This window comes from Paraburkholderia lebeckiae, assembly GCF_050436325.1.
GTDB classification, from domain to species: domain Bacteria; phylum Pseudomonadota; class Gammaproteobacteria; order Burkholderiales; family Burkholderiaceae; genus Paraburkholderia; species Paraburkholderia tuberum.
Genome location: NZ_JBNDLZ010000003.1, coordinates 180,938 through 199,943, shown reverse-complemented (window position 1 = coordinate 199,943; position 19,006 = coordinate 180,938). Strand labels below are relative to the sequence as shown.

Sequence of the window (19,006 nt, the reverse complement as noted above, 5' to 3'; positions counted from 1 at the left end):
TGGGAAGTGCGCCGCGTGTTGCGCGCGGCGCCTGCGGGCCGAACCCTTGAATGACAGTGTAGGAAGAAGCAAAAACAGTTCATACGCGCAAAATGCTGCGGTTTGACCATCAGGTTCGACGTTCTGACGAACCGGTCAAGCGATTTGTCGAAACAGCGTAAAAAAGGCGTCAACGATTGACTCTCGCAGCACTCGCGAAGAGGTTACGCCTCGCGCCGACTCACACCGTGCCGCGGTCGATCTTGCGCGCGAGAATGATCGACGTCGTGGTCCGCTCGACGCCCTCTAGCCCGCCGATCTGATCGAGCAGATCGTTGAGCCGCTCCGGCGAATCGGCGCGCAGCCATGCCACGTAGTCGAACTCGCCGCTGACCGCGCACAGCAGCTGCACTTCGGGCATTTTGCCGAGGCGTTTCTGCACGGCCGGCCCGTGCTTCGGCGCGATGATGATGCCGACATACGCGACGATGCTCGAATCGAGCACATCCTGGCCAAGCCTCACGCTGTAGCCGGCGATCACGTTGCTGCGCTCGAGCCGCGCAATGCGCGCGATCACGGTCGTGCGCGCGACGCCGAGCTGCCGCGCAAGATTCGCGACGCTCTCGCGCGCGTTGGCTTGCAGCAGTGCAACGAGGTTGCGGTCGAGGTCGTCGAGCTGGTCGAGGCGCGGAGGTCTCATCGAAGGGGAAGGAAGTTGGTGTGGAATGTCGCGGATTATCGCGCGCCTGCACGGAGCGGCGCCATGTCACGCCACGCGGTACGGTCACAGATGCACGGCACACTGTGGGGGCGGCCCCGGCGCAGTATGTCGGCGCGATTGCCGCTCAGGCGCGAGCCGTTTCGCGTTCGTTTCGGTTGTAAGCGTTTGTCGCACACGCACCGTATTGTAGGGTTAACGTGTTACTAATAGCGGCGACGGGCGAATGCGGCAGCCGCTTGCGGTGCGGCGCCATTCGCCGCTGGCGCGGGGCATGACGCTCGCCGCGCGCCGTGTCTCAATAACGAACAGACATCAGGAGTTTCGATGAAAAAAGCACTGGTTATGCTGGCTACGGCCGTTTCGATGGGCGGCGCGTTCGCCCAAACCGCCGCGCCGGCCGCGGCGCCGGACACCACGGCCTCGGCCCCCGCGGCCAAGGCCGGCCACGAACGCAACGTCGAAGACCGCATTGCCTATCTGCACTCGCAACTGAAGATCACGCCCGCGCAGGAAACGCAATGGAAGGCGTTCGCCGACGTCATGCGCAGCAATGGCGAAACGATGGGCCAGCTGTTCGAGCAGCGCAAGGCGGCCACCAACGTGAGCGCGCTCGACGACATGAAACAGTACGCAACGATCGCGCAGGCGCATGCGGACGGCATGAAGAAGCTCGTCGATGCGTTCGATCCGCTGTATAGCAGCCTGTCGCCGGAGCAGAAGAAGCTCGCCGACGCGACGTTCCATCAGGGCGGCCCCGAGGGTCATCATCGCGGCCACCATGGCAAGGGCAAGGGCAGCAAGCCCGCGGCAGAAGCCGCGAGCGACGCGACTGTCAAGCCGTAATGAAAGAGCGCCCGCGCCGGGGTTGCCCCGTCGCGGGCGTGGGTCCGTTCGGACGCGATTGATTTCAGCGATTCCGCCGGCGCTCGAACAGCGGCTTTCTCACCACGCCTCAGCCTTTCGCCTCCCCCCGCCCGGCTCATGCATCTGGCATTATTCGGGGGCGCGCTGTCTGGGCCGGCTACCCGTCCCAGCGACTCGACGCACGATCGTCGCAAAGCGGCAAGTCGCGCCGCAACGCTCACCCTTAATCTTCCACCCGCTTCATGACCGAACTCAGCAATCTCGATTTGCGTGACGATCCGCACGCCCAACGCGTCGTCAAGGACGAAACGGTAAGCGTCGAATTCGCCGCCGCCGAGGGCCAGTTGATGAGCCTCGAAGGCCCGAACCGCTATGTGCGCGGCGATGCGCTGATCACCGGCTCGACCGGCGAGCGCTGGGTCGTGTCGCGCGAGCGCTTCGACGCGAAGTACCTGCCCGCCGATGCCGCGCTCGCGCACGGCGAAGCCGGCGCCTACCGCAACCGCCCGGCGGTCGTACTAGCCCGCCGGATGGACGAGTCCTTCTCGCTCGCGCGCTCCGCGAGCGGCGGCGACGTGCTGCACGGCGCGGCCGGCGACTGGGTCATGCAGTACGCGCCCGGCGACTATGGCGTCGTGCAGGCCGCGCGTTTCGCGAAGGTCTATCGGCTCGCGAATTGAATCCGCTGCACACGCGTTTCACCCGCGCTTCATTCGCGCGTCACGCGAACTCTTCGCCGAGATCGACCGTGACTTCGCGCGGGACCGCCTGACCGTTCGCGTACATTTCTTCGAGCGAGCCCAGGCTCGCTTCGACGTACGCGCGCAAGACCGCAAAGCTGCGGCCACGCAACCGCGCCGGCATCGCGCGATAACGCGCGAGCGCCGCCGGCGCGATCGCGACCGTCATCGCGATACGGCGCGCGGTGGAACCGAAGCGCATTGCTACCCAGTGAACCGTCAGTGTGGGCGTGCCATCGTCGGCGGCACGCTCGATGAACTGCGTCTGCTCGGGAAACAGATCGCTGATGACGCGCGCGAGTTCGTCGAACTCCGGATGCGCGCAGTCGTATTGGTAAGCTTCCATGAAGGCTGCCGGGAAAAGAAGGTCCTGAAACGTAGGCGCATTTTAGAGAAACGCTGAAAGGATAGCGAGGCGCCTGCCGTCCAGCGGCTCATCCGCTCACGCCGCGGCCGGCCGCCGGTAAATCCGTATCAGCAGTCCCGCGACGAACACCGCCGCCACCGCATAGATCGTATCGGCCGCCGCGAGCGGCAGCAGCCGCGCCTGCGTCATTGCCGCAGGCACGTCGATCAGCGCGTGCGCCCCGATCGCGAGCGGCAGGATGGCGCGCGAGCCGGCCCGCACGCCGCGCCACATCAGCACCGACAGGCCGATCTGGAACACCAGCGCCGCGACGCGTTCGAGCGCGAAAATGCCGGCCAGTTGCGGCGTCAGGCTCGCGAGAATCAGATGCACGCGCATCACCGCTTCGGCCGGCAGATTGCCGAGGTAATCGCCGAGCCGGCCACGGTTTTCGAGGACCGCGAACACGAGCCACTGGAACTGCACGACCACGCCGACCATCCACGCTTCCGCGCCGCCGTGGCCGAGGCCGTAGCTGAGCGCGGCGCCATCGTCGGCGCGCAATGCGGCGGTGCGCGCGTCGGCGGTCGTGCTGGCGGCGGGGCTCGCGCCCGCGCTTGCATCGACGCCGGCGGGCGCGTCGACGTTCGCCTTCTTGCGCACCGCCGGCCGCGCCGCCGCGCGCTTCATGAGCAGCCGCATGCCGAAGAACCGCCCCACTTCCTCGCAAACGCCCGCGGCCAGCGCACCATAGACGACGAACGCGAGCGGCTGCGAAAGGAACGCCGCGCTCGTCTCGTTGCCGCGCAACAGATAGTCGTGCAGCGCACGCTCGATGACCATCGCGAACAGCGCGAACACCGCGACGCCGGCGATCGCGTCGCGCGGCCGAAGCGCGAGCGGACGGCGCAATTGTCGGTAAATCAGAAACGGTAAAGCGGCGATGACGAGCGTGGCGAGCGCGAGGCTCGCGAGGGTAAGCGGTGGCACGACCATGAGTATCCTTGCGGGGTTCCTTGCAATCCCCGGCGCGCAACTGCTGCGCGCCGCAGCCCGCATCATCGCAGATTGGCCGGAAATCAGCGTGCGGTCGACGCACGCACGATCAACTCGCCGGGCAACAGGCAGTCGCGCGCGCCCGTCTGCGCGCCTTCGATGCGCTCGTGCAGGAATTCGACCGCGCGATAGCCGATGTCGTAGGTCGGCTGGCGGATCGTCGTGATGCCGGCGAGCTCGGCCCAATCCGGATCGTCGATGGAAAGCAGCGCGACGCGGCTCTGCCAGTGCGCGCCGTAACGTGCGTTCAGATGCAGCGCGAGACGCAACGCGACCGGTGCGTTGGCCGCGAACAGCGCGACGCGTGGGGAGGCGCCGGCGGGCTCGGCACCGGCCCCGCCCAGCGAGTCGATCGCACGATCCAGCTCCGCGAGACCGCGCTCGAGCGCAGTTGCATCGGCGAGATCGAGCACCAGCGTACGACCGCGCGCGCGGCCATCGTCGCGCATCGCCCGATCGAATGCTTCGACACGCAACTGTCGCGAGCTGACCTGCTCGAACGGCTGCACGACGAACCAGATGTGCTCGAAGCCCCGTTCGAGCAGATGCCGCGTACCGAGCGCGGCGGCCGCGCCATTGTCCAGACCGACCATGTCGGCGACCAGCCCCTCCACGCGCCGATCGACCAGCACCGCCGGAATCCCGCCGTCGCCGACCGGTCGCAACGTCTCCTCGCGCACGCCTAGCGCGTTGACGATCACACCTTCCACGCGATACGTGGTCAGCAGTTGCAGGTAACGCCGCTCCATCTCGACTTCGTTCGCCGCGTGGCAAATCAGCGGCATCAAACCGAGCGCGTGGCACGCGGCCTCGACGCCTTGCAGCACTTCGACGGAGTACGGATTGGTCAGGTCGGCGACCAGCATGCCGATCAGCCGGTTGCGACCGCGCTTCAGGCCGCGCGCCATCTGGTTCGGCTGATAGTCGAGCCGCGCGATCGCGGCTTCGATGCGCGCGCGCAGCTCGGGCGACAGCGCGCTGAACTCGCCGTTCAGATAGCGCGAGATGCTGGTCTTGCCGGTGCCGGCCTCGCGCGCGACATCGGTGATCGTCGCGCGGCGCGTCGGCGCGCTCGGGGGACCAGGCGGCATGCTGGGCGGGGTCGTGCTCATTCGCTCATCGCTCGTGTCGGGCCGAGGGCGGGAGCTTGCGCGCCGCCCTGCGATTCACTTCGCCAGGACTTCACGGTTGACGATGTTAGTCGTCAATGTGCCGTCGAGCGCGGCGACCAGGTTCTCCGCCGCGTTGAGCGCCATTGCATGACGGGTCTCGTGCGTCGCCGAGCCGATATGCGGCAGCGCGACCACGTTCGGCATGGCGAGCAACGGCGAGTCGGCAGGCAACGGTTCGGTGTCGAACACGTCGAGGCCCGCGCCGTGAATCGTGCCGTTGCGCAGCGCTTCGATCAGCGCCGGTTCGTCGACGGTCGCGCCGCGTGAAGCGTTGATCAGGATCGCGCTCTTCTTCATCGCGCGCAGTTCGGCGGCGCCGATCAGATGTCGCGTCTCTCGCGTGAGCGGCACCTGCAGACAGACGAAATCGGACTGCGCGAGCAATTCAGCCAGCTCGACGCGCCGCGCGCCATACGCCTGCTCCGCTTGGTGGTTCGCGCTGCGATTGGTGTACAGCACCTCCATGTTGAAGCCGAGCGCCGCGCGTCGCGCGACCGCGCCGCCGATGCGTCCAAGCCCGACGATGCCGATCGTCTTGCCCTGCACGTCGAGCCCGAACTGCGCGGGCCCGATGCTCGTGCGCCACTGCCCCGCCTTGACCCAGTCGGCCAGCTCGACGACGCGCCGCGCGGACGCGAGGATCAGCGAGAACACGGTATCGGCGGTCGATTCGGTCAGCACGTCCGGCGTGTGCGCGAGCACGATGCCGCGGCGCGTGAGGTCGTCGACGTCGAACTGGTCGTAGCCGACCGAGATCGTCGACAGCGCCTTCAGCCGGCTCGCGCCTTCGAGCATCGCCGGCGTGATCTGCACGCTCGCGCCGATGCCGCCGTCGGCATCGCGCAGCGCGGCGACGAACGCATCATGCTGTGACGGATCGACCTGCACAACCTGCGCATGCTGTTGCAGATAGGCGAGCACATCCTCGGGCAGCGACTTCCAGGCGACGATCTTGTTCATCAGCTAATTTTCCTTGCGACGGTGGGACGAGCGGGGCCACGTTGTTCGGCCGCGGCCGGCTTGACGGCGAGCGTCAGGATCACCGCGGCGACGAGCGCCACGCTCATGAATGCATACGATGCCGCGGGCGAACCGGTCGCGCCGTTCAGATAGCCGACCACGTACGAGCCGACGAACGAACCGAGCGCGCCCATGCTGTTGATCAGCGCCATCGCGCCGCCTGCGACGTTCTTCGGCAGCAGCTCCGGTACGATCGCGAAGAACGGTCCATACGGCGCGTACATCGCGGCGCCCGCGATCACGAGCAGCGCATACGAAACCCAGAAATGCGCGGAGCCGAGCCCGTACGACGCCGCGAACGCAATCGCACCGATCAGCAGGAACGGCCACACGAACACCTTGCGGCGGTTGAGTTTATCCGATGCCCACGAAGCTGCAAGCATCGCGATCGTCGCGGCCAGATACGGCAGCGCCGACAGCCAGCCGGTTTCCACCATGCCGAACGACGAGCCGTTCTTCAGGATCGACGGCAGCCACAGCACGAAACCGTACACGCCGATGCTCCAGCAGAAATACTGCGCGCACAGCTTGATGACCGCAGGCGTGCGAAACGCCTCGCTGTAATTGCGCACCGGCTTGATCGCCGCCTGCTCGGCGCGCAGCGTCTGCGCGAGCGCGTCCTTTTCCTGCTGCGACAGCCACGACACCTGCTCGGGCTTGTCCTTCACGAGGAACCACCAGCAGATCGCCCAGATGATCGCGGGCGCGCCCTCGGCGATGAACATCTGCCGCCAGCCGAACGAATGCACGAGATAGCCCGACACGACCGACATCCACAGCACCGTGACAGGATTGCCGAGGATCAGGAAGGTGTTCGCGCGCGAGCGCTCGCTCTTCGTGAACCAGTTGCTGATGAAGATCAGCATCGCCGGCATCACCGCGGCTTCGACGACCCCGAGCAGGAAGCGGATCGCCATCAGCGACGGGATGTTGCTGACCATGCCGGTCAACGCCGCGCAGCCGCCCCACAGAACGAGGCTCCAGAACACCAGTTTCTTCACGCTGCGGCGCTCGGCATAGATCGCACCCGGAATCTGGAAGAAGAAATAGCCGAGGAAGAACAGCGCGCCGATCAGCGACGCGAGCCCCTTGCTGATGCCGAGATCCTGGTTGATGCCGGCCGCCGACGCGAAGCCGAAATTCGCGCGATCCAGATACGCGAGGCTGTAGGTGATGAACACGATCGGCATGATCGTCCACCAACGGCGAATCGCAAGCGATGAGGTCATGGAAGTCTCCTTGGACGGCGTCGTCCCGAATCAATGATGAAAAAAATCTGGGCGCGCTGTGGGCGCTCTTGTTGTCGTCGATGCTGGTTGTGGATGCAGCGCTATCGATGCGGTCCGATCCGCGTCAGGCCGCGCTTGCGATGCCCGGTACTTCGGCCAGCTCCAGCGCGTCGAGTTCGGCGCGGCTCGGCAAACCTTCCGAATCGCCGATCACCTGGATCGCGAGCGCGCCGATCCGGTTGCCACGCGCGACCGCCTGCGCGAGCGTGCGGCCTTCGAGCAGCGCGCTGATCACGCCGACCGCGAAACCATCGCCCGCGCCGACCGTATCGACGACGTTCGCGACCGGCCGGCCGGCGATCGTCGCGGCATCGGTCGCGGTGCGGTAATACGCGCCCTGCGCGCCGAGCTTGACGATTACGCCGCGCGCGCCGCGCTCGAGATAGAACTTCGCGATGTCCTCCGGCTGCGTGTGGCCGGTCAGAATCTCGCCCTCGCCGATGCCGGGCAGCACCCAGTCGGCGAGCGCGGCGAGCGCGTTCAAGCCTTCGACCATCGCCGCGCGCGAGGGCCACAGCGTCGGACGCAGGTTCGGGTCGAACGAGATCGTCCTGCCTGCAGCGCGCATTTCGCGGGCCAGGTGGAATGCGAGTTCGCGCGAGCTTGCCGAGATCGCCGGGGCGACGCCGGTCAGATGCAGATGACGCGCGGGCAGCACGTAATCGGCGACGTAGTCGTCGAGCGACAGATGGCTCGCCGCTGAGCCCTTGCGGAAGTATTCGACCGCCGGGTCGCTGCCGTCGTCGCTCTTCGACTTCAGCTGGAAGCCGGTCGGATGGCGCGCGTCGGTGCTCACGCATTGCTGGTCGATGCCCTCTTTCGTCAGCGTGTCGCGCACGTACCGGCCGAACGAATCGTCGCCGACGCGGCTCATCCAGCCCACCCTGAAGCCCAGTCGGGACAAGCCGATCGCGACGTTCAGATCCGCGCCGGCGATGCGCTTCGTGAAGTGCCCGACGCCCGCGAGCGGGCCGGCTTCGGCGGCGACGAACATCGCCATCGCTTCGCCGTAGGTGATCACGTCGAGGGCGGGGTAAGGGCGGGTCATGCTGGGCTCCTGGTGGTGCTTCTGATGCGGTGATTCGTGTTGCGTGGAATGCGTTCTTTGCTGCTTCGGTTGCTGCTTCGGTTGCTGCCTCGTCTGCTCCATACGGCTTCGACCGAGGCGCTTCGTGATGCCGCGTCGCGCGTCTACACGCGCGCAAGCCAGCTCACATAACGCGCGGCATCCGCGTCGATCCGGCTCGGATCGAACGGAAACTCGATGCCGCGCGGCACATCGCGGGGCAGCCGGTCGAGGAGCGCGAGGAATGGCGCGTCATCCTCGGCCGGCGCGCTCGCAAAGCGCCGCGCGCCCTCGCCCGCGGTGGTCTTGCAATGGATGTACTCGACGTACGGCGCGAGCTGCGGTGCGATGTGTAGCGGCGCAACGTCGAGCCACGCCCAGTTGCCGGTATCGAACGTCATGCCGAGCACGCCCGCGTGGCCTTCACGCGCGAGCGCATCGAACAGCCCGACGAACTGCGCGGGCGAGCCGCCCTGCGCCAGTTGCCCGTTTTCGACGACGAGCCGTGGCCGCGCAACGCCCGTGGTGCCCGAGCCGCCCGCGACGTGCGCGACGATGGCCGCGCCGTGAGCCTCGCCCGCGAAGCCGCCGAGTTGCAGCTTGACGAAGCGCGCGCCGAGCGCGGCCGCCTGATCGAGCGCGACACGCAGGGCGTCGGTGTCGAGCTGGCCGTCCGCCGCGTACAACGATGCCGGCGTCGAGAACACCGACCACAGCCCGAGATCGGCCAACGCCGCGCCGAACGCGCGCAGCCGTTGCGGGTCCGCGTCCGCGTCGCTTGCGAATAGCTCCCGGCGCACTTCGAAACCCGCCGCGCCGGCGCGCTTTGCCGCCTGCGCCCATTTCAGATGGCCGTCGGCGCGCACGGCGTTCACACCGAACGCGCTGGCGACGACCGCGATCTCCACTGCATCAGCCATGTCCAACTCACTCAATCGTGGCGCGAAACCGCTTCTGGAACCGGTTCCAACTAAACGTCGAAAAAAAGCGCCGGAGGCGCTGCGATGTGCGAATGGTGCTCGGGACAGCCATCGCGCACCATAGAGGAAATCCCCAGGCGCGGCCGGCATACGGCGAGCGTAAAGCGAAGCGCGCCGGCCACGGCAGCGCTCCGTGGGTTCGGATTCTCGACCCGTACGCTGCCAGCGCGGAAGTCAGCTGGCCTCGTCCGCGACGCACATCGCCAGAAACTGCTCGACCACCCGCGACGGCGCGCTCGCATGCGGCACCAGAATCGACAGCCGCCGCGTTAGCGGCTGGGGGCTCAGCGACAAGAGCCGCAGCGCACCGTCCTCATGCCGCATCGACATCGCCGACACGAAACCGACACCCATCCCCGCCCGCACCGCCTCCTTCACCCCTTCGACCCCCGCGATTTCGAGCGCCACGCGCATCGGCACGCCCGCGCGAGCGAACTCGCGCTCGACCGTCTGCCGCACGCCCGAGCCTTCCTCGCGCAGCACCAGCGGATACGCGCCGAACGCGGCCAGCTCGATGCGCCCGCCGTTTTCCGCCTGCGCGAGCGGATGCGAGCGCGGCATGATCGCGACGATCTCGTCCTCGCGCCACGCATGGACGACCGTGTCCGGCGGCAGATCGGCGCCGGCGGGACCCTCGATCATCGCGATATCGACCGAGCCGAGCGCGCCGACGATCTCGGCCGTGTTGCCGTTGGCGGTATGCACGGTCACGTGCGGATAGCGGCGATGGAATTCGGCGATCAGGTACGGCAGCAGGTAGCTCGCCGGCGTCGTGCTCGCGCCGATCCGCAAGGTGCCCTGTTCGAGACCGCGCAGCGCGTCGCGATAGGCATGCGCCTGCCGCCAGGTGTCGCGCAGCCGCGCCGCATAGGCGGCGAGCTGCTCGCCGGCTGGCGTCAGCCGCACCCCGCGGCCATCGCGCTGATACAGCGGCTCGCCGAACTCGTCCTGCAATTGCCGCAACTGGCCGGACACCGCCGGCTGCGACAGATGCAGCGCCACCGCCGCCCGGCTGATGTTGCGATGCTCAGCGACGGCAGCGAACGTTATAAGTTGATCCGGGGTCATCTCGCTTAAATATCCGTTGAGCCGATACTTCACATTCTAAATCACGATTTTTCATATCGATATATCTAATTTAGGATTAGCCCCATTGCTGCCCATGCAGTCCCACGCAAGTCCGTTACGAAGCCACCGATCATGTCCACACCCACCGCCCCGCTCGCCGCCGCCTCCCCCGCGCTGTCCACCCGCGGCCAGCTCAACGGCGTACTGTTCGTCGCGCTGTTCGCCGCCGCGGTCACGCGCATCGCGGCGATTCCGGCGATTGCCGGCCTTGGCCTGAGTCCGCTGATCGTCGGCATCGTCGCGGGGGCGATCTACGGCAACGCGCTGCGCGACAGCATGCCGGTCAGTTGGGCGGCCGGCGTGAATTTCTCGGCGCGCAAGCTGCTGCGCATCGCGGTCGCGTTCTTCGGCTTGCGTGTGAGCCTGCAGGAAATCGCCCAGGTGGGCCTGCCGGGTCTCGCGGAGTCGGTGCTGATCGTCGTCAGCACGCTCGTGATCGGCACCTGGGCCGGCATGAAAATCATGAAGCTCGATCGCGACACCGCGCTCCTGACGGCGGCCGGCAGCGCGATCTGCGGCGCCGCCGCGGTGCTCGCGTTCGAATCGACGCTGCAATCGAAGCCGCACAAGAGCGCGATGGCGGTCGGCAGCGTCGTGCTGTTCGGCACGCTGTCGATGTTCCTCTACCCGGTGCTGTTCAACGCAGGCTGGCTGCATCTCGACACGATCGGCGCCGGCCTGTTCTTCGGCGGCACGATCCACGAGGTCGCGCAGGTGGTCGGCGCGGCGAGCAACGTGAGCCCCGAAGCGACGCACATCGCGACGATCGTCAAGATGACCCGCGTGATGCTGCTCGTGCCGGTATTGCTGGTGGTCGGCCTGTGGGTGAACCGCGCGACGCGCAGCGCGAAGGATGGCGGCACGGACGGCGCCGCCCCGCGCAAGCTGGCGATCCCCTGGTTCGCACTCGGCTTCCTCGCCTGCGTGGCGATCAACTCGCTGCATGTGCTGCCGGAAAGCGCCACCTCGACGCTGAACCTGTTCGACACCTTCGCGCTGACGATGGCGATGACCGCACTCGGCATGGAAACGCGCTTCTCGCAGATTCGCGAAGCGGGTCCGCGCGCGCTGACCACCGGCCTGATTCTGTATGTATGGCTGATCGCCGGCGGACTCGGCATCACATGGGCCGTCCAGCACCTGTTCCGCTGAGCCGTCGCCGGCTTCCCCGCCTTCGCCGATACCCCGCCGCGCGCGGGGTTTTGCGCTTTCTGGCGCCCCATCCGGGCCGATCACACGGCATACTCGTTGCTGCGAACTTTGCTCCCACAACCCGCCTATGCACACGGTCCGATGGCAGTAGTGAAACTGCCTTCCCGCGATGCGTCCCGGCGACCGGAATGAGGATCGATCGATGAGCCTGGAACTGTACTACTGGGATGGCCTGCAAGGCCGCGGTGAATTCGTGCGGCTCGCGCTGGAGGAAGCCGGCGTCGACTATGTCGAAGTCGCGCGCGGCAAACCTTCGAAGGGCCTTGGCACGGAGGCGATGATGGCCGTGATGGACAGCCCCGACGAACCGTATCCGCCGTTCGCGCCGCCGTTTCTGAAAGACGGCGATCTGGTGATCCCGCAGACCGCCAACATCCTGTTCTATCTCGGCCCGCGGCTCAAGCTCGCGCCGGAGGTGGACAGCCTGCGCTACGTCGCGAACGGCCTGCAACTGACGATCGCCGACGTCGTCACCGAAGCGCACGACACCCACCATCCGCTCGCGAGCGGCCTCTACTACGAGGAGCAGAAAGACGCGGCGAAGGTGCGCGCGCACGATTTCATCGACCATCGGATTCCGAAGTTCATGTCGTACTTCGAGCGCGTGCTCGCGCAGAATCCGGCCGGCGACAGCTTCATGGTCGGCGACACGCTGACCTATGTGGACCTGTCGATGTTCCAGCTGATCGACGGTCTGCTGTACGCGTTTCCGCGCGCGCTGAAACGCTTCGGCGAGCACTATCCGCGGCTCGCCGCGCTGCACGACATGGTGATCGCCAGACCGAACATCGCCGCGTATCTGGACTCGGACCGGCGCATCGACCATAACGAAAGCTGCATCTTCCGGCACTATCCTGAACTCGACAAGGCGGCGACTTGAACCGCGCCGCCGGCCCCCGCCCGCTCGCCGCCGCGCGCCCGCCATTCGAGGCGGGCGCGCTGCTGTTGTGCCGCGGTTTTTTCAACCTTCCATCGCGCCCCGTACCGACGACGTGCTTTCATTCCTGCTGAAGCTGCGCACCCGCGCCCAAAGCGTTTTCCGCCTCTCCGAAGCCCATACGGTGCTGGTCTGGGCCGTTGTGGTCGGCATTGCCGGCGCGTTGGCGACCATCGTGTTTCGCAAGGGCATCGAACTGCTGCAACTGGCGATTGCCGGCCGCTCCGGCAGCTTCGTCGACATGGCGCGCAGCCTACCGTGGACCATGCGCATCTGGCTGCCGGCCGCGGGTGGTCTCGTCGCCGGCGTTTTTCTGCTGATTGCGCAGCGTCACGCCGACACGAAAACGCACACCGACTACATGGAAGCGGTCGCGATCGGCGACGGCGTCGTGCCGGTGCGCCTGAGCCTGTGGCGCAGCGTGTCGTCGCTGTTTACGATCGCGAGCGGCGGTTCGATCGGCCGTGAAGGTCCGATGGTGCAGCTCGCGGCGCTCGCCTCGTCGCTGATCGGCCGCTGGGTCCACTTCGATCCGCCGCGGCTGCGCCTGCTCGTCGCGTGCGGCGCGGCGGCCGGTATCACGTCCGCGTACAGCGCGCCGATCGCGGGCGCGTTTTTCGTCACCGAGATCGTGCTCGGCTCGATCGCGATGGAAAGCTTCGGGCCGGTGCTGGTCGCGGCGGTCGTCGCGAACATCACGATGCGCGAGTTCGCCGGCTACAAGCCGCCCTACGAGATGCCGGAGTTTCCGACCGTGACCGGTCCCGAGGTGCTGCTGTTCGTCGCGCTCGGCGCGCTGTGCGGCGCGGCCGCGCCGCAGTTTCTGCGGCTGCTCGACGCATCGAAGGCGGCCTTTCGCAAGCTGCCGGTCGCATTGCCGGTGCGGCTCGCGCTCGGCGGTCTCGTGGTCGGCATCATTTCGGTCGCGGAGCCCGAGGTGTGGGGCAACGGCTACAGCGTCGTGAACTCGATCCTGCATTCGCCGTGGACATGGTCCGCGCTCCTGCTGGTGCTCGTCTGCAAGCTCGCGGCGACCGCGGCGACGGCCGGCTCCGGCGCGGTGGGCGGCGTGTTCACGCCGACGCTGTTCGTCGGCGCGGCGGTCGGCTCGCTGTTCGGCCAAGGCATGCACGCGTTGTGGCCGCATGCGACGTCGGCCTCTTACGCGTATGCGATGGTCGGCATGGGCGCATTCCTCGCGGGCGCGACCCAGGCGCCGCTGATGGCGATCCTGATGATCTTCGAGATGACGTTGAGCTATCAGGTCGTGCTGCCGCTGATGCTGTCGTGCGTGGTCGCGTATTTCATCGCGCGCGCGATCGGCAAGACCTCCATGTACGAGATCACGCTGCGCCGCAATCGCGAGGAGCAGGAGCGCTCGCGATTGCGCGCGACGCAGATGCGCGAGCTGATCCGCCCCGCGCAGACCGTCGTGCCGCCGAACGCGACCGTGCACGACATGACGCGCGTGTTCCTCGAGTATCCGGTCAAGTATCTGTACGTCGCGAACGACTCGGGCGCGTTTCTCGGCGTGGTCGCGCTGAAGGACATCACGTCCGATCTGCTCGACCGGCACGACACGTCGATGAAAACCGCCGCCGATTATCTGCAGCCGCATTTCGACGTGCTGACGCCGGACATGTCGCTCGCCGTCGCGTTACAGCACTTCATGGCGTTTCAGGGCGAGCGGCTGCCGGTGATCGAAAGCACCGCGCACCCGAAGCTCGCCGGCGTCGTCTACAAGACCTCGCTGCTCGATGCGTACTTCCGCATGAATCCGTCGCACTAGAGCTTTCGAAGGCTTCGCGGGGCGCGATGCAAAGCGCCGCGGATTCTCTACAATGGACAGACCCGCCGGCCCTTCACGCGGCCGGCACGCGTGAGCCCAGCTTGGGCGCAGCGACAGCGCCCGCCGTATCGTCGGAGCGAAGATGAGCGAACCGTCCCCCGAGGCCGTACGCCGCGATCAGGCTGGCTGGATTTTCGTGCATATCGAAGGCGAGCCGTACGATCGCGGCGAGCAGCACGGCCAGTTGCTCGCCGACGAAATCAGAAACGCGATCCGCACCGCGCGCTATCTCGCCAAATGGGACACCGGCGAGGAGTTCGACACCTTCGTCAATGCCGCGACGAGCCAGTTCGCGAGCAAGCTCGACACCGAATTCGCCGATGAAATCCATGGCATCGCCGACGGTGCGAAGCTGCCGTTCGCCGAAGTGCTCGCGTGGAACGGCTACATGGATCTGCTGCAAAGCTGGTGGCCGACGCACGCCGCGCAGGCGCAGCCGCATCTGGGCGCGAAACTGTGGCGCGGCCGGCGCGGTCACCACTGCAGCGCGTTCATCGCGGCCGGCAACGCGACGCGCGACGGCCGCATCGTGATGGCGCACAACTCGTGGGACCGCTACGCGGCCGGCGACGCGTTCAACGTCGTGTTCGACATCGTGCCCGACCGCGGCAACCGCATCCTGATGCAGGGCCTGCCGGGCTGCATCTCGAGCCTGACCGATTTCTGGGTCACGGCGGCCGGCCTGATGATCACCGAAACCACGATCTCGAACTTCGCGGGCTACAACGCGGCCGGCGCGCCCGAGTTCTATCGCTCGCGGCGCGCGTCGCAATATGCGAACAGCATCAAGGAATGGTGCGACATGTTCTCGCTCGCGAACAACGGCGGCTACGCGAACAGTTGGCTGCTCGGCGACACGAAGACCGGCGAGATCGCGCGTTACGAACTCGGGCTGCACTATGCGGGCTTCGAGACCACCAAAGACGGTTTCTACAGCGGCTACAACACCGCGACGGATCTGAAGATCCGCAACCAGGAATGCATCGGCGAAGGCGAGGACTATACCGACGTGCGCAAGAACGGCGCGCGGCGTCTGCGTTTCATGCAGCTCGAGGAACTGCATCGCGGCAGCATCGACGTCGAGCTCGCGAAGCAGATGATCGCCGATCATCACGACGTCTATCTCGATCGCAACGACAACCCGTGCTCGCGCACGATCTGCGGGCATCTGGAGCTCGACGACGCGCGCTTCGGCGGCACCGATCACGGGCCGTTCAATCCGTGGGGCGCGAACGACGGCAAGGTGGTCGACAGCGAAATGGCCCGCGAGATGGCCTTCACCGCGCGCTGGGGGCATCCGTGCGGCCGGCCGTTCGACGCACAGGCGTTCATGAAGCGGCATCCGCAGTGGAACTGGCTCAACGGCTATATGCGCGACCGGCCGTCGTGGCCGTGGACGCGCTTCGACGTGCTGCGCTAGCGCATGGCGGACGCGCGCGCCTGTTCGTGCCATGATGGAATTTACAAGACGGTTTGTCGCAAATGTGCGCGCGTTGCAGTATTTGCCATCTAAGATGGTAAGGAGCCTGGGCCGCGCAGCGCCATGCCGTCCTCGACTTGCACCGTCCTCTCGACGCGGGACGGCACAGGGTTTGCTCGATTGTCAGCGCCGCATGAGCTTTAGGAGGTCGGGCGATGAAAACCTCGACACTGTTAATCATGGTGACGCTGTCAGCCTCGTGCTTTGCCGCGCCGGTTCATACCGCGTCGGACAGCACGGATTCCATCACGCTTGCCCAACGCGCGAACGCCGCGCCGGTCGCGCCTCCGGCCCCAGACGTGTCGGGCACCGACGCCAGCCGTCCGCAGCACTGGGAGCATCTTGCGCTACCGAAGTCCCGACATCTGGAACGCAGCCTGACCGGGCAGAACGAGCATCTGACCACGTGAGGGCCGCCGCAACGGCGGGCGGCGGCGCGACTACGACGGCGCGCCTGCCCGGTTTGCGCCGGCTGCCATGACGATGGGGGCGATGCGCGCGGGATTGCGACAGACTGCGAGAAACTCATCGCGGCGAGGCGCTGGCTTTTCGCGGCAGCAATAACAACGTGACTAATTTAAGCTCACCAGGAGCATGCGCATGACGGCCTCGGACATCCCCGGCGAATCGATCGATCTGCAGATCGCCGATCTTCTCAGCGAAGTCGAATTCCCGACCAACAAGGATGCACTCGTCGACGCCGCGCGTGAAGCCGGCGCGAGCAACGAGGTGTTGGCGATGCTCGATGGTATGCCGGAGCAGGATTATGTCGACGTCGAGTCGGTCACGCGCCTGATCGGCGGCAACTATGGCCCGGGCTTAGGGATCTGAACCCGGATTCAGCCTCGCTTCACCTCACACGTCAGAACTGCGACGCCGCCGCGATCCGCGCGCGCGCCACCCGCGTCACACGGCGCGTCGTGCGGCTGGTTTCGAGCGCGTCGTCGGCGATCTCGCGCGCCGTCGGAGCGTCGGACCCGCTCACCTCCGCCACCGCCCGCACCGGCGCCACGCTACGCGAATCCCGCGCCCGTGCGCTTTCCGGCTGGAAATGCTCGACCAGATGGTCGATAAACGTCCGCACCTTCGCCGGCAGATGCAGCCGGCTCGGATACGCAATCGTGATCTCGATGGGCGGCAGACTGTACGCGTCGAGCAGGCGCACGAGCCGCCCCGCCGTCAGATCACGGCAGATCAGGTAGCTCGGCAGGATCGCCACGCCCATGCCGAGCAGCGCGAACTGTCGCAGCATCTCGGCGTTGTTCGCCGCGATCGCGTTGGTCGGCCGCACCCGCACTTCGCCGGCCGGCCCATTGAACACGCGCTCCTCGCCGCCCTGCTCGGCCGGCCTGCTCAGACACGAATGCCTGAGCAGATCCTCGGGGCGCTTCGGCGTGCCGTGTTGCGCCAGATACTCGGGCGTCGCGCAGACCGTCATGTATCCGGTTGTCAACCGCCGCGTGACGATGCTCGCGCTGCGCATGTGCCGCGCAGCCAGGATGCCGACGTCGAAGCCCTCTTCGACCAGATCGACGTGGCGGTCGGCGAGCGTGACGTCGGGCACGACGTCGGGATAGCGCGCCGCGTACGACTGCACGACCGGCGCGAGACTGTGCAATCCGAACACGACCGGCGCGACGATGCGCAGCGTGCCGACCGGCTCGTGATTGCGCGCCACCACCATCTGCTCGACGTTTTCGAGATCGGCGAGGATGTGGCGTACGCGCTCCAGATAGGTCGCGCCCGATTCGGTCAGGGAAAGACGGCGGGTGGTGCGGTTCAGCAGTCGCGTGCCGAGCCGCGCTTCGAGATCCGCGACGTGCCGCGTGACGACCGCGGTGGACAGATCCAGCGCGCCCGACGCGCCGACGAAACTGCCGAGGTCCGCCACCTTGACGAACACGCGCATCGACTGCAGTTGATTCATGGGACGACTCCTGCCTCGGTAAAGCCGGGCCGGCGCAACCGTTGCCGCCTGTGTCGACCCGCGCCGCATGGGCGCGCGCGGGTCCGCCCAACGCAACCGATTCTAGCTATAGGACATGTCCCAACCCTGACCCAGACATGACATTCCGGTCAGATTCGGCGCGGCGTGTCCATCGCGCCACTATTACGGTGTCTATCGTGGATTTTAGCTAGGTATAAACCCTAGTCTCTGGTAAGATAGCGGCCAAAGAAAGTTACCGCTACACCGCCATGCCACATCGTTTTCGTCTGCTGGAAAAGATCGCGTTTTCGCTGGTTTGCTGGTCGGCCGCCGCGAGCTCGGCCTATATCGGCTACGAGCGCTGCCCCGATATCAAGGTTGCCCTGCACGCCGGGGAAAAATTCCTCGACGCCAGCGGCCAATACGCGTTCGCGTGCGCGGCGCCCGCCGCCGAGGCCTGCGCACGACTGCCGGTCGAATGATTTTTCCGCCTTGAACCGTATCTGATGCGCGATCCCTCCGGGTCGCGCATTCGCGCATCTGCGCCTCCAAGCTCAACGCCTACCGTTACGCATCGCGCCCGAACACCACGCGCGAGAAAAACCCCGCCAGCACCGTTTCGGCCATCTCCGTCGGCACATTCTGCGGATCGACCGTGAAGAAGAACTGCACGCCGTCGCACAGACCCATCAGGCCGATCGCGAGCTGCTCGGGCGGCATCGGCATCGGCGTGCCCACGCGCTCCGAAAACTCGCGCACATAGGCGCTCAACTGTTCGATCTTTTCGTGCATGAACGCGTTGAAGCGCAGCCGGAAACGGCCGTCGCGCACCGCCAGCAGCTTCGCCTCCACCCACAACAGAAAACACTTGTTCTCGCGATGCAGCGAGCTGTAGTAGCGCAGCACGCGCGCCTCCATCTCCTCGCGCGACGCCGCGCTTTCGAAGATCGCATGCAGGCCCGCCTGCATCGCTTCGTGATCGCGCCGCAATAGCTCCAGAAACAGCTCGGTCTTGCTGCGGAAGTTCGAATAGAACGCGCCGCGCGTATAGCCGGCCGCCGCCGCGATGTCCTCGACACTCGCCGCGACGAAGCCCTTCTTCATGAAAGTTGCCTGCGCGGCATCGAGCAGCCGCTCCCGCGTCTGGTCCTTGCTCTGCTCTCTTGTCAGTCTTTGACGTTTCATGGCCGCAAGCCTAGCACCCAAAAGAATTCAAATCCACCTATACATTCAGATACAG

General features: G+C 66.4%; 20 protein-coding genes. 9 read left to right on the top strand and 11 right to left on the bottom strand.

Annotation, left to right across the window (positions count from 1 at the left end; translation table 11 throughout):
• Positions 1 to 220: 220 nt before the first annotated feature.
• Positions 221 to 679, bottom strand: a complete 459-nt coding sequence (locus OKW44_RS18970; protein ID WP_008922942.1) for an Lrp/AsnC family transcriptional regulator — start codon at positions 677 to 679, stop codon at positions 221 to 223.
• 345 nt (positions 680 to 1,024) lie between these two features.
• On the opposite strand from OKW44_RS18970, the gene OKW44_RS18965 reads away from it, so the two are divergent.
• Together OKW44_RS18965 and OKW44_RS18960 are read left to right on the top strand one after the other, a co-directional pair.
• Positions 1,025 to 1,543: a Spy/CpxP family protein refolding chaperone gene (locus OKW44_RS18965; RefSeq protein WP_018417738.1), complete on the top strand. Its 519-nt coding sequence runs from the start codon at positions 1,025 to 1,027 to the stop codon at positions 1,541 to 1,543.
• A gap of 263 nt (positions 1,544 to 1,806) precedes the next feature.
• Complete coding sequence (locus tag OKW44_RS18960; RefSeq protein ID WP_018417737.1) at positions 1,807 to 2,244, top strand: PGDYG domain-containing protein; 438 nt, start codon at positions 1,807 to 1,809, stop codon at positions 2,242 to 2,244.
• A 40-nt stretch (positions 2,245 to 2,284) separates the two neighbouring features.
• On the opposite strand, the gene OKW44_RS18955 is transcribed toward OKW44_RS18960, so the two are convergent.
• The 8 genes from OKW44_RS18955 to OKW44_RS18920 form a co-directional block, all read right to left on the bottom strand.
• Positions 2,285 to 2,650, bottom strand: coding sequence for a DUF3022 domain-containing protein (locus tag OKW44_RS18955; protein ID WP_018417736.1), 366 nt, complete (start codon positions 2,648 to 2,650; stop codon positions 2,285 to 2,287).
• Positions 2,651 to 2,746: 96 nt separating this feature from the next.
• On the bottom strand, positions 2,747 to 3,646 hold the full coding sequence (locus OKW44_RS18950; RefSeq protein WP_018417735.1) for a YhfC family intramembrane metalloprotease: 900 nt from the start codon (positions 3,644 to 3,646) through the stop codon (positions 2,747 to 2,749).
• A gap of 83 nt (positions 3,647 to 3,729) precedes the next feature.
• On the bottom strand, positions 3,730 to 4,818 hold the full coding sequence (locus tag OKW44_RS18945) for a LacI family DNA-binding transcriptional regulator (protein ID WP_018417734.1): 1,089 nt from the start codon (positions 4,816 to 4,818) through the stop codon (positions 3,730 to 3,732).
• Positions 4,819 to 4,872: 54 nt separating this feature from the next.
• The gene (locus tag OKW44_RS18940) at positions 4,873 to 5,838 is read right to left on the bottom strand and encodes a 2-hydroxyacid dehydrogenase (protein ID WP_018417733.1); all 966 of its coding nucleotides are present in this window, start codon (positions 5,836 to 5,838) and stop codon (positions 4,873 to 4,875) included.
• Entirely contained in the window at positions 5,838 to 7,127 is a 1,290-nt protein-coding gene (locus OKW44_RS18935; protein WP_026225334.1) for an MFS transporter, read from the bottom strand. The genes OKW44_RS18940 and OKW44_RS18935 overlap by 1 nt, the downstream gene beginning before the upstream one ends.
• Positions 7,128 to 7,251: 124 nt before the next feature.
• Entirely contained in the window at positions 7,252 to 8,235 is a 984-nt protein-coding gene (locus OKW44_RS18930; RefSeq protein WP_026225333.1) for a sugar kinase, read from the bottom strand.
• Between the two features lie 143 nt (positions 8,236 to 8,378).
• Positions 8,379 to 9,173: a sugar phosphate isomerase/epimerase family protein gene (locus OKW44_RS18925; protein ID WP_018417731.1), complete on the bottom strand. Its 795-nt coding sequence runs from the start codon at positions 9,171 to 9,173 to the stop codon at positions 8,379 to 8,381.
• Between the two features lie 234 nt (positions 9,174 to 9,407).
• Positions 9,408 to 10,301: a LysR family transcriptional regulator gene (locus OKW44_RS18920; protein ID WP_018417730.1), complete on the bottom strand. Its 894-nt coding sequence runs from the start codon at positions 10,299 to 10,301 to the stop codon at positions 9,408 to 9,410.
• Between the two features lie 132 nt (positions 10,302 to 10,433).
• Here OKW44_RS18920 and OKW44_RS18915 point away from each other — a divergent pair, with 132 nt between their 5' ends.
• From OKW44_RS18915 to OKW44_RS18890, 6 genes are all read left to right on the top strand, one after another.
• On the top strand, positions 10,434 to 11,513 hold the full coding sequence (locus OKW44_RS18915) for a YeiH family protein (RefSeq protein WP_018417729.1): 1,080 nt from the start codon (positions 10,434 to 10,436) through the stop codon (positions 11,511 to 11,513).
• Between the two features lie 202 nt (positions 11,514 to 11,715).
• Positions 11,716 to 12,453 carry a glutathione S-transferase gene (locus OKW44_RS18910; protein WP_018417728.1) on the top strand — a complete coding sequence of 246 codons (738 nt, stop codon included), beginning with the start codon at positions 11,716 to 11,718 and terminating at the stop codon, positions 12,451 to 12,453.
• A gap of 112 nt (positions 12,454 to 12,565) precedes the next feature.
• Entirely contained in the window at positions 12,566 to 14,299 is a 1,734-nt protein-coding gene (locus tag OKW44_RS18905) for a ClcB-like voltage-gated chloride channel protein (RefSeq protein ID WP_026225332.1), read from the top strand.
• 142 nt (positions 14,300 to 14,441) lie between these two features.
• A complete protein-coding gene (locus tag OKW44_RS18900; RefSeq protein WP_018417726.1) occupies positions 14,442 to 15,779 on the top strand; it encodes a C45 family autoproteolytic acyltransferase/hydrolase in 1,338 nt (445 codons plus the stop codon).
• Between the two features lie 215 nt (positions 15,780 to 15,994).
• A complete protein-coding gene (locus tag OKW44_RS18895; protein WP_026225331.1) occupies positions 15,995 to 16,249 on the top strand; it encodes a hypothetical protein in 255 nt (84 codons plus the stop codon).
• A gap of 190 nt (positions 16,250 to 16,439) precedes the next feature.
• Complete coding sequence (locus OKW44_RS18890; protein ID WP_018417724.1) at positions 16,440 to 16,670, top strand: DUF2795 domain-containing protein; 231 nt, start codon at positions 16,440 to 16,442, stop codon at positions 16,668 to 16,670.
• 31 nt (positions 16,671 to 16,701) lie between these two features.
• Here OKW44_RS18890 and OKW44_RS18885 read toward each other — a convergent pair whose 3' ends face one another.
• Complete coding sequence (locus OKW44_RS18885; RefSeq protein ID WP_018417723.1) at positions 16,702 to 17,766, bottom strand: LysR family transcriptional regulator; 1,065 nt, start codon at positions 17,764 to 17,766, stop codon at positions 16,702 to 16,704.
• 269 nt (positions 17,767 to 18,035) lie between these two features.
• On the opposite strand from OKW44_RS18885, the gene OKW44_RS18880 reads away from it, so the two are divergent.
• On the top strand, positions 18,036 to 18,248 hold the full coding sequence (locus OKW44_RS18880; protein ID WP_018417722.1) for a hypothetical protein: 213 nt from the start codon (positions 18,036 to 18,038) through the stop codon (positions 18,246 to 18,248).
• Between the two features lie 85 nt (positions 18,249 to 18,333).
• Here OKW44_RS18880 and OKW44_RS18875 read toward each other — a convergent pair whose 3' ends face one another.
• Complete coding sequence (locus OKW44_RS18875) at positions 18,334 to 18,951, bottom strand: TetR/AcrR family transcriptional regulator (RefSeq protein WP_018417721.1); 618 nt, start codon at positions 18,949 to 18,951, stop codon at positions 18,334 to 18,336.
• Positions 18,952 to 19,006 lie beyond the last annotated feature (55 nt).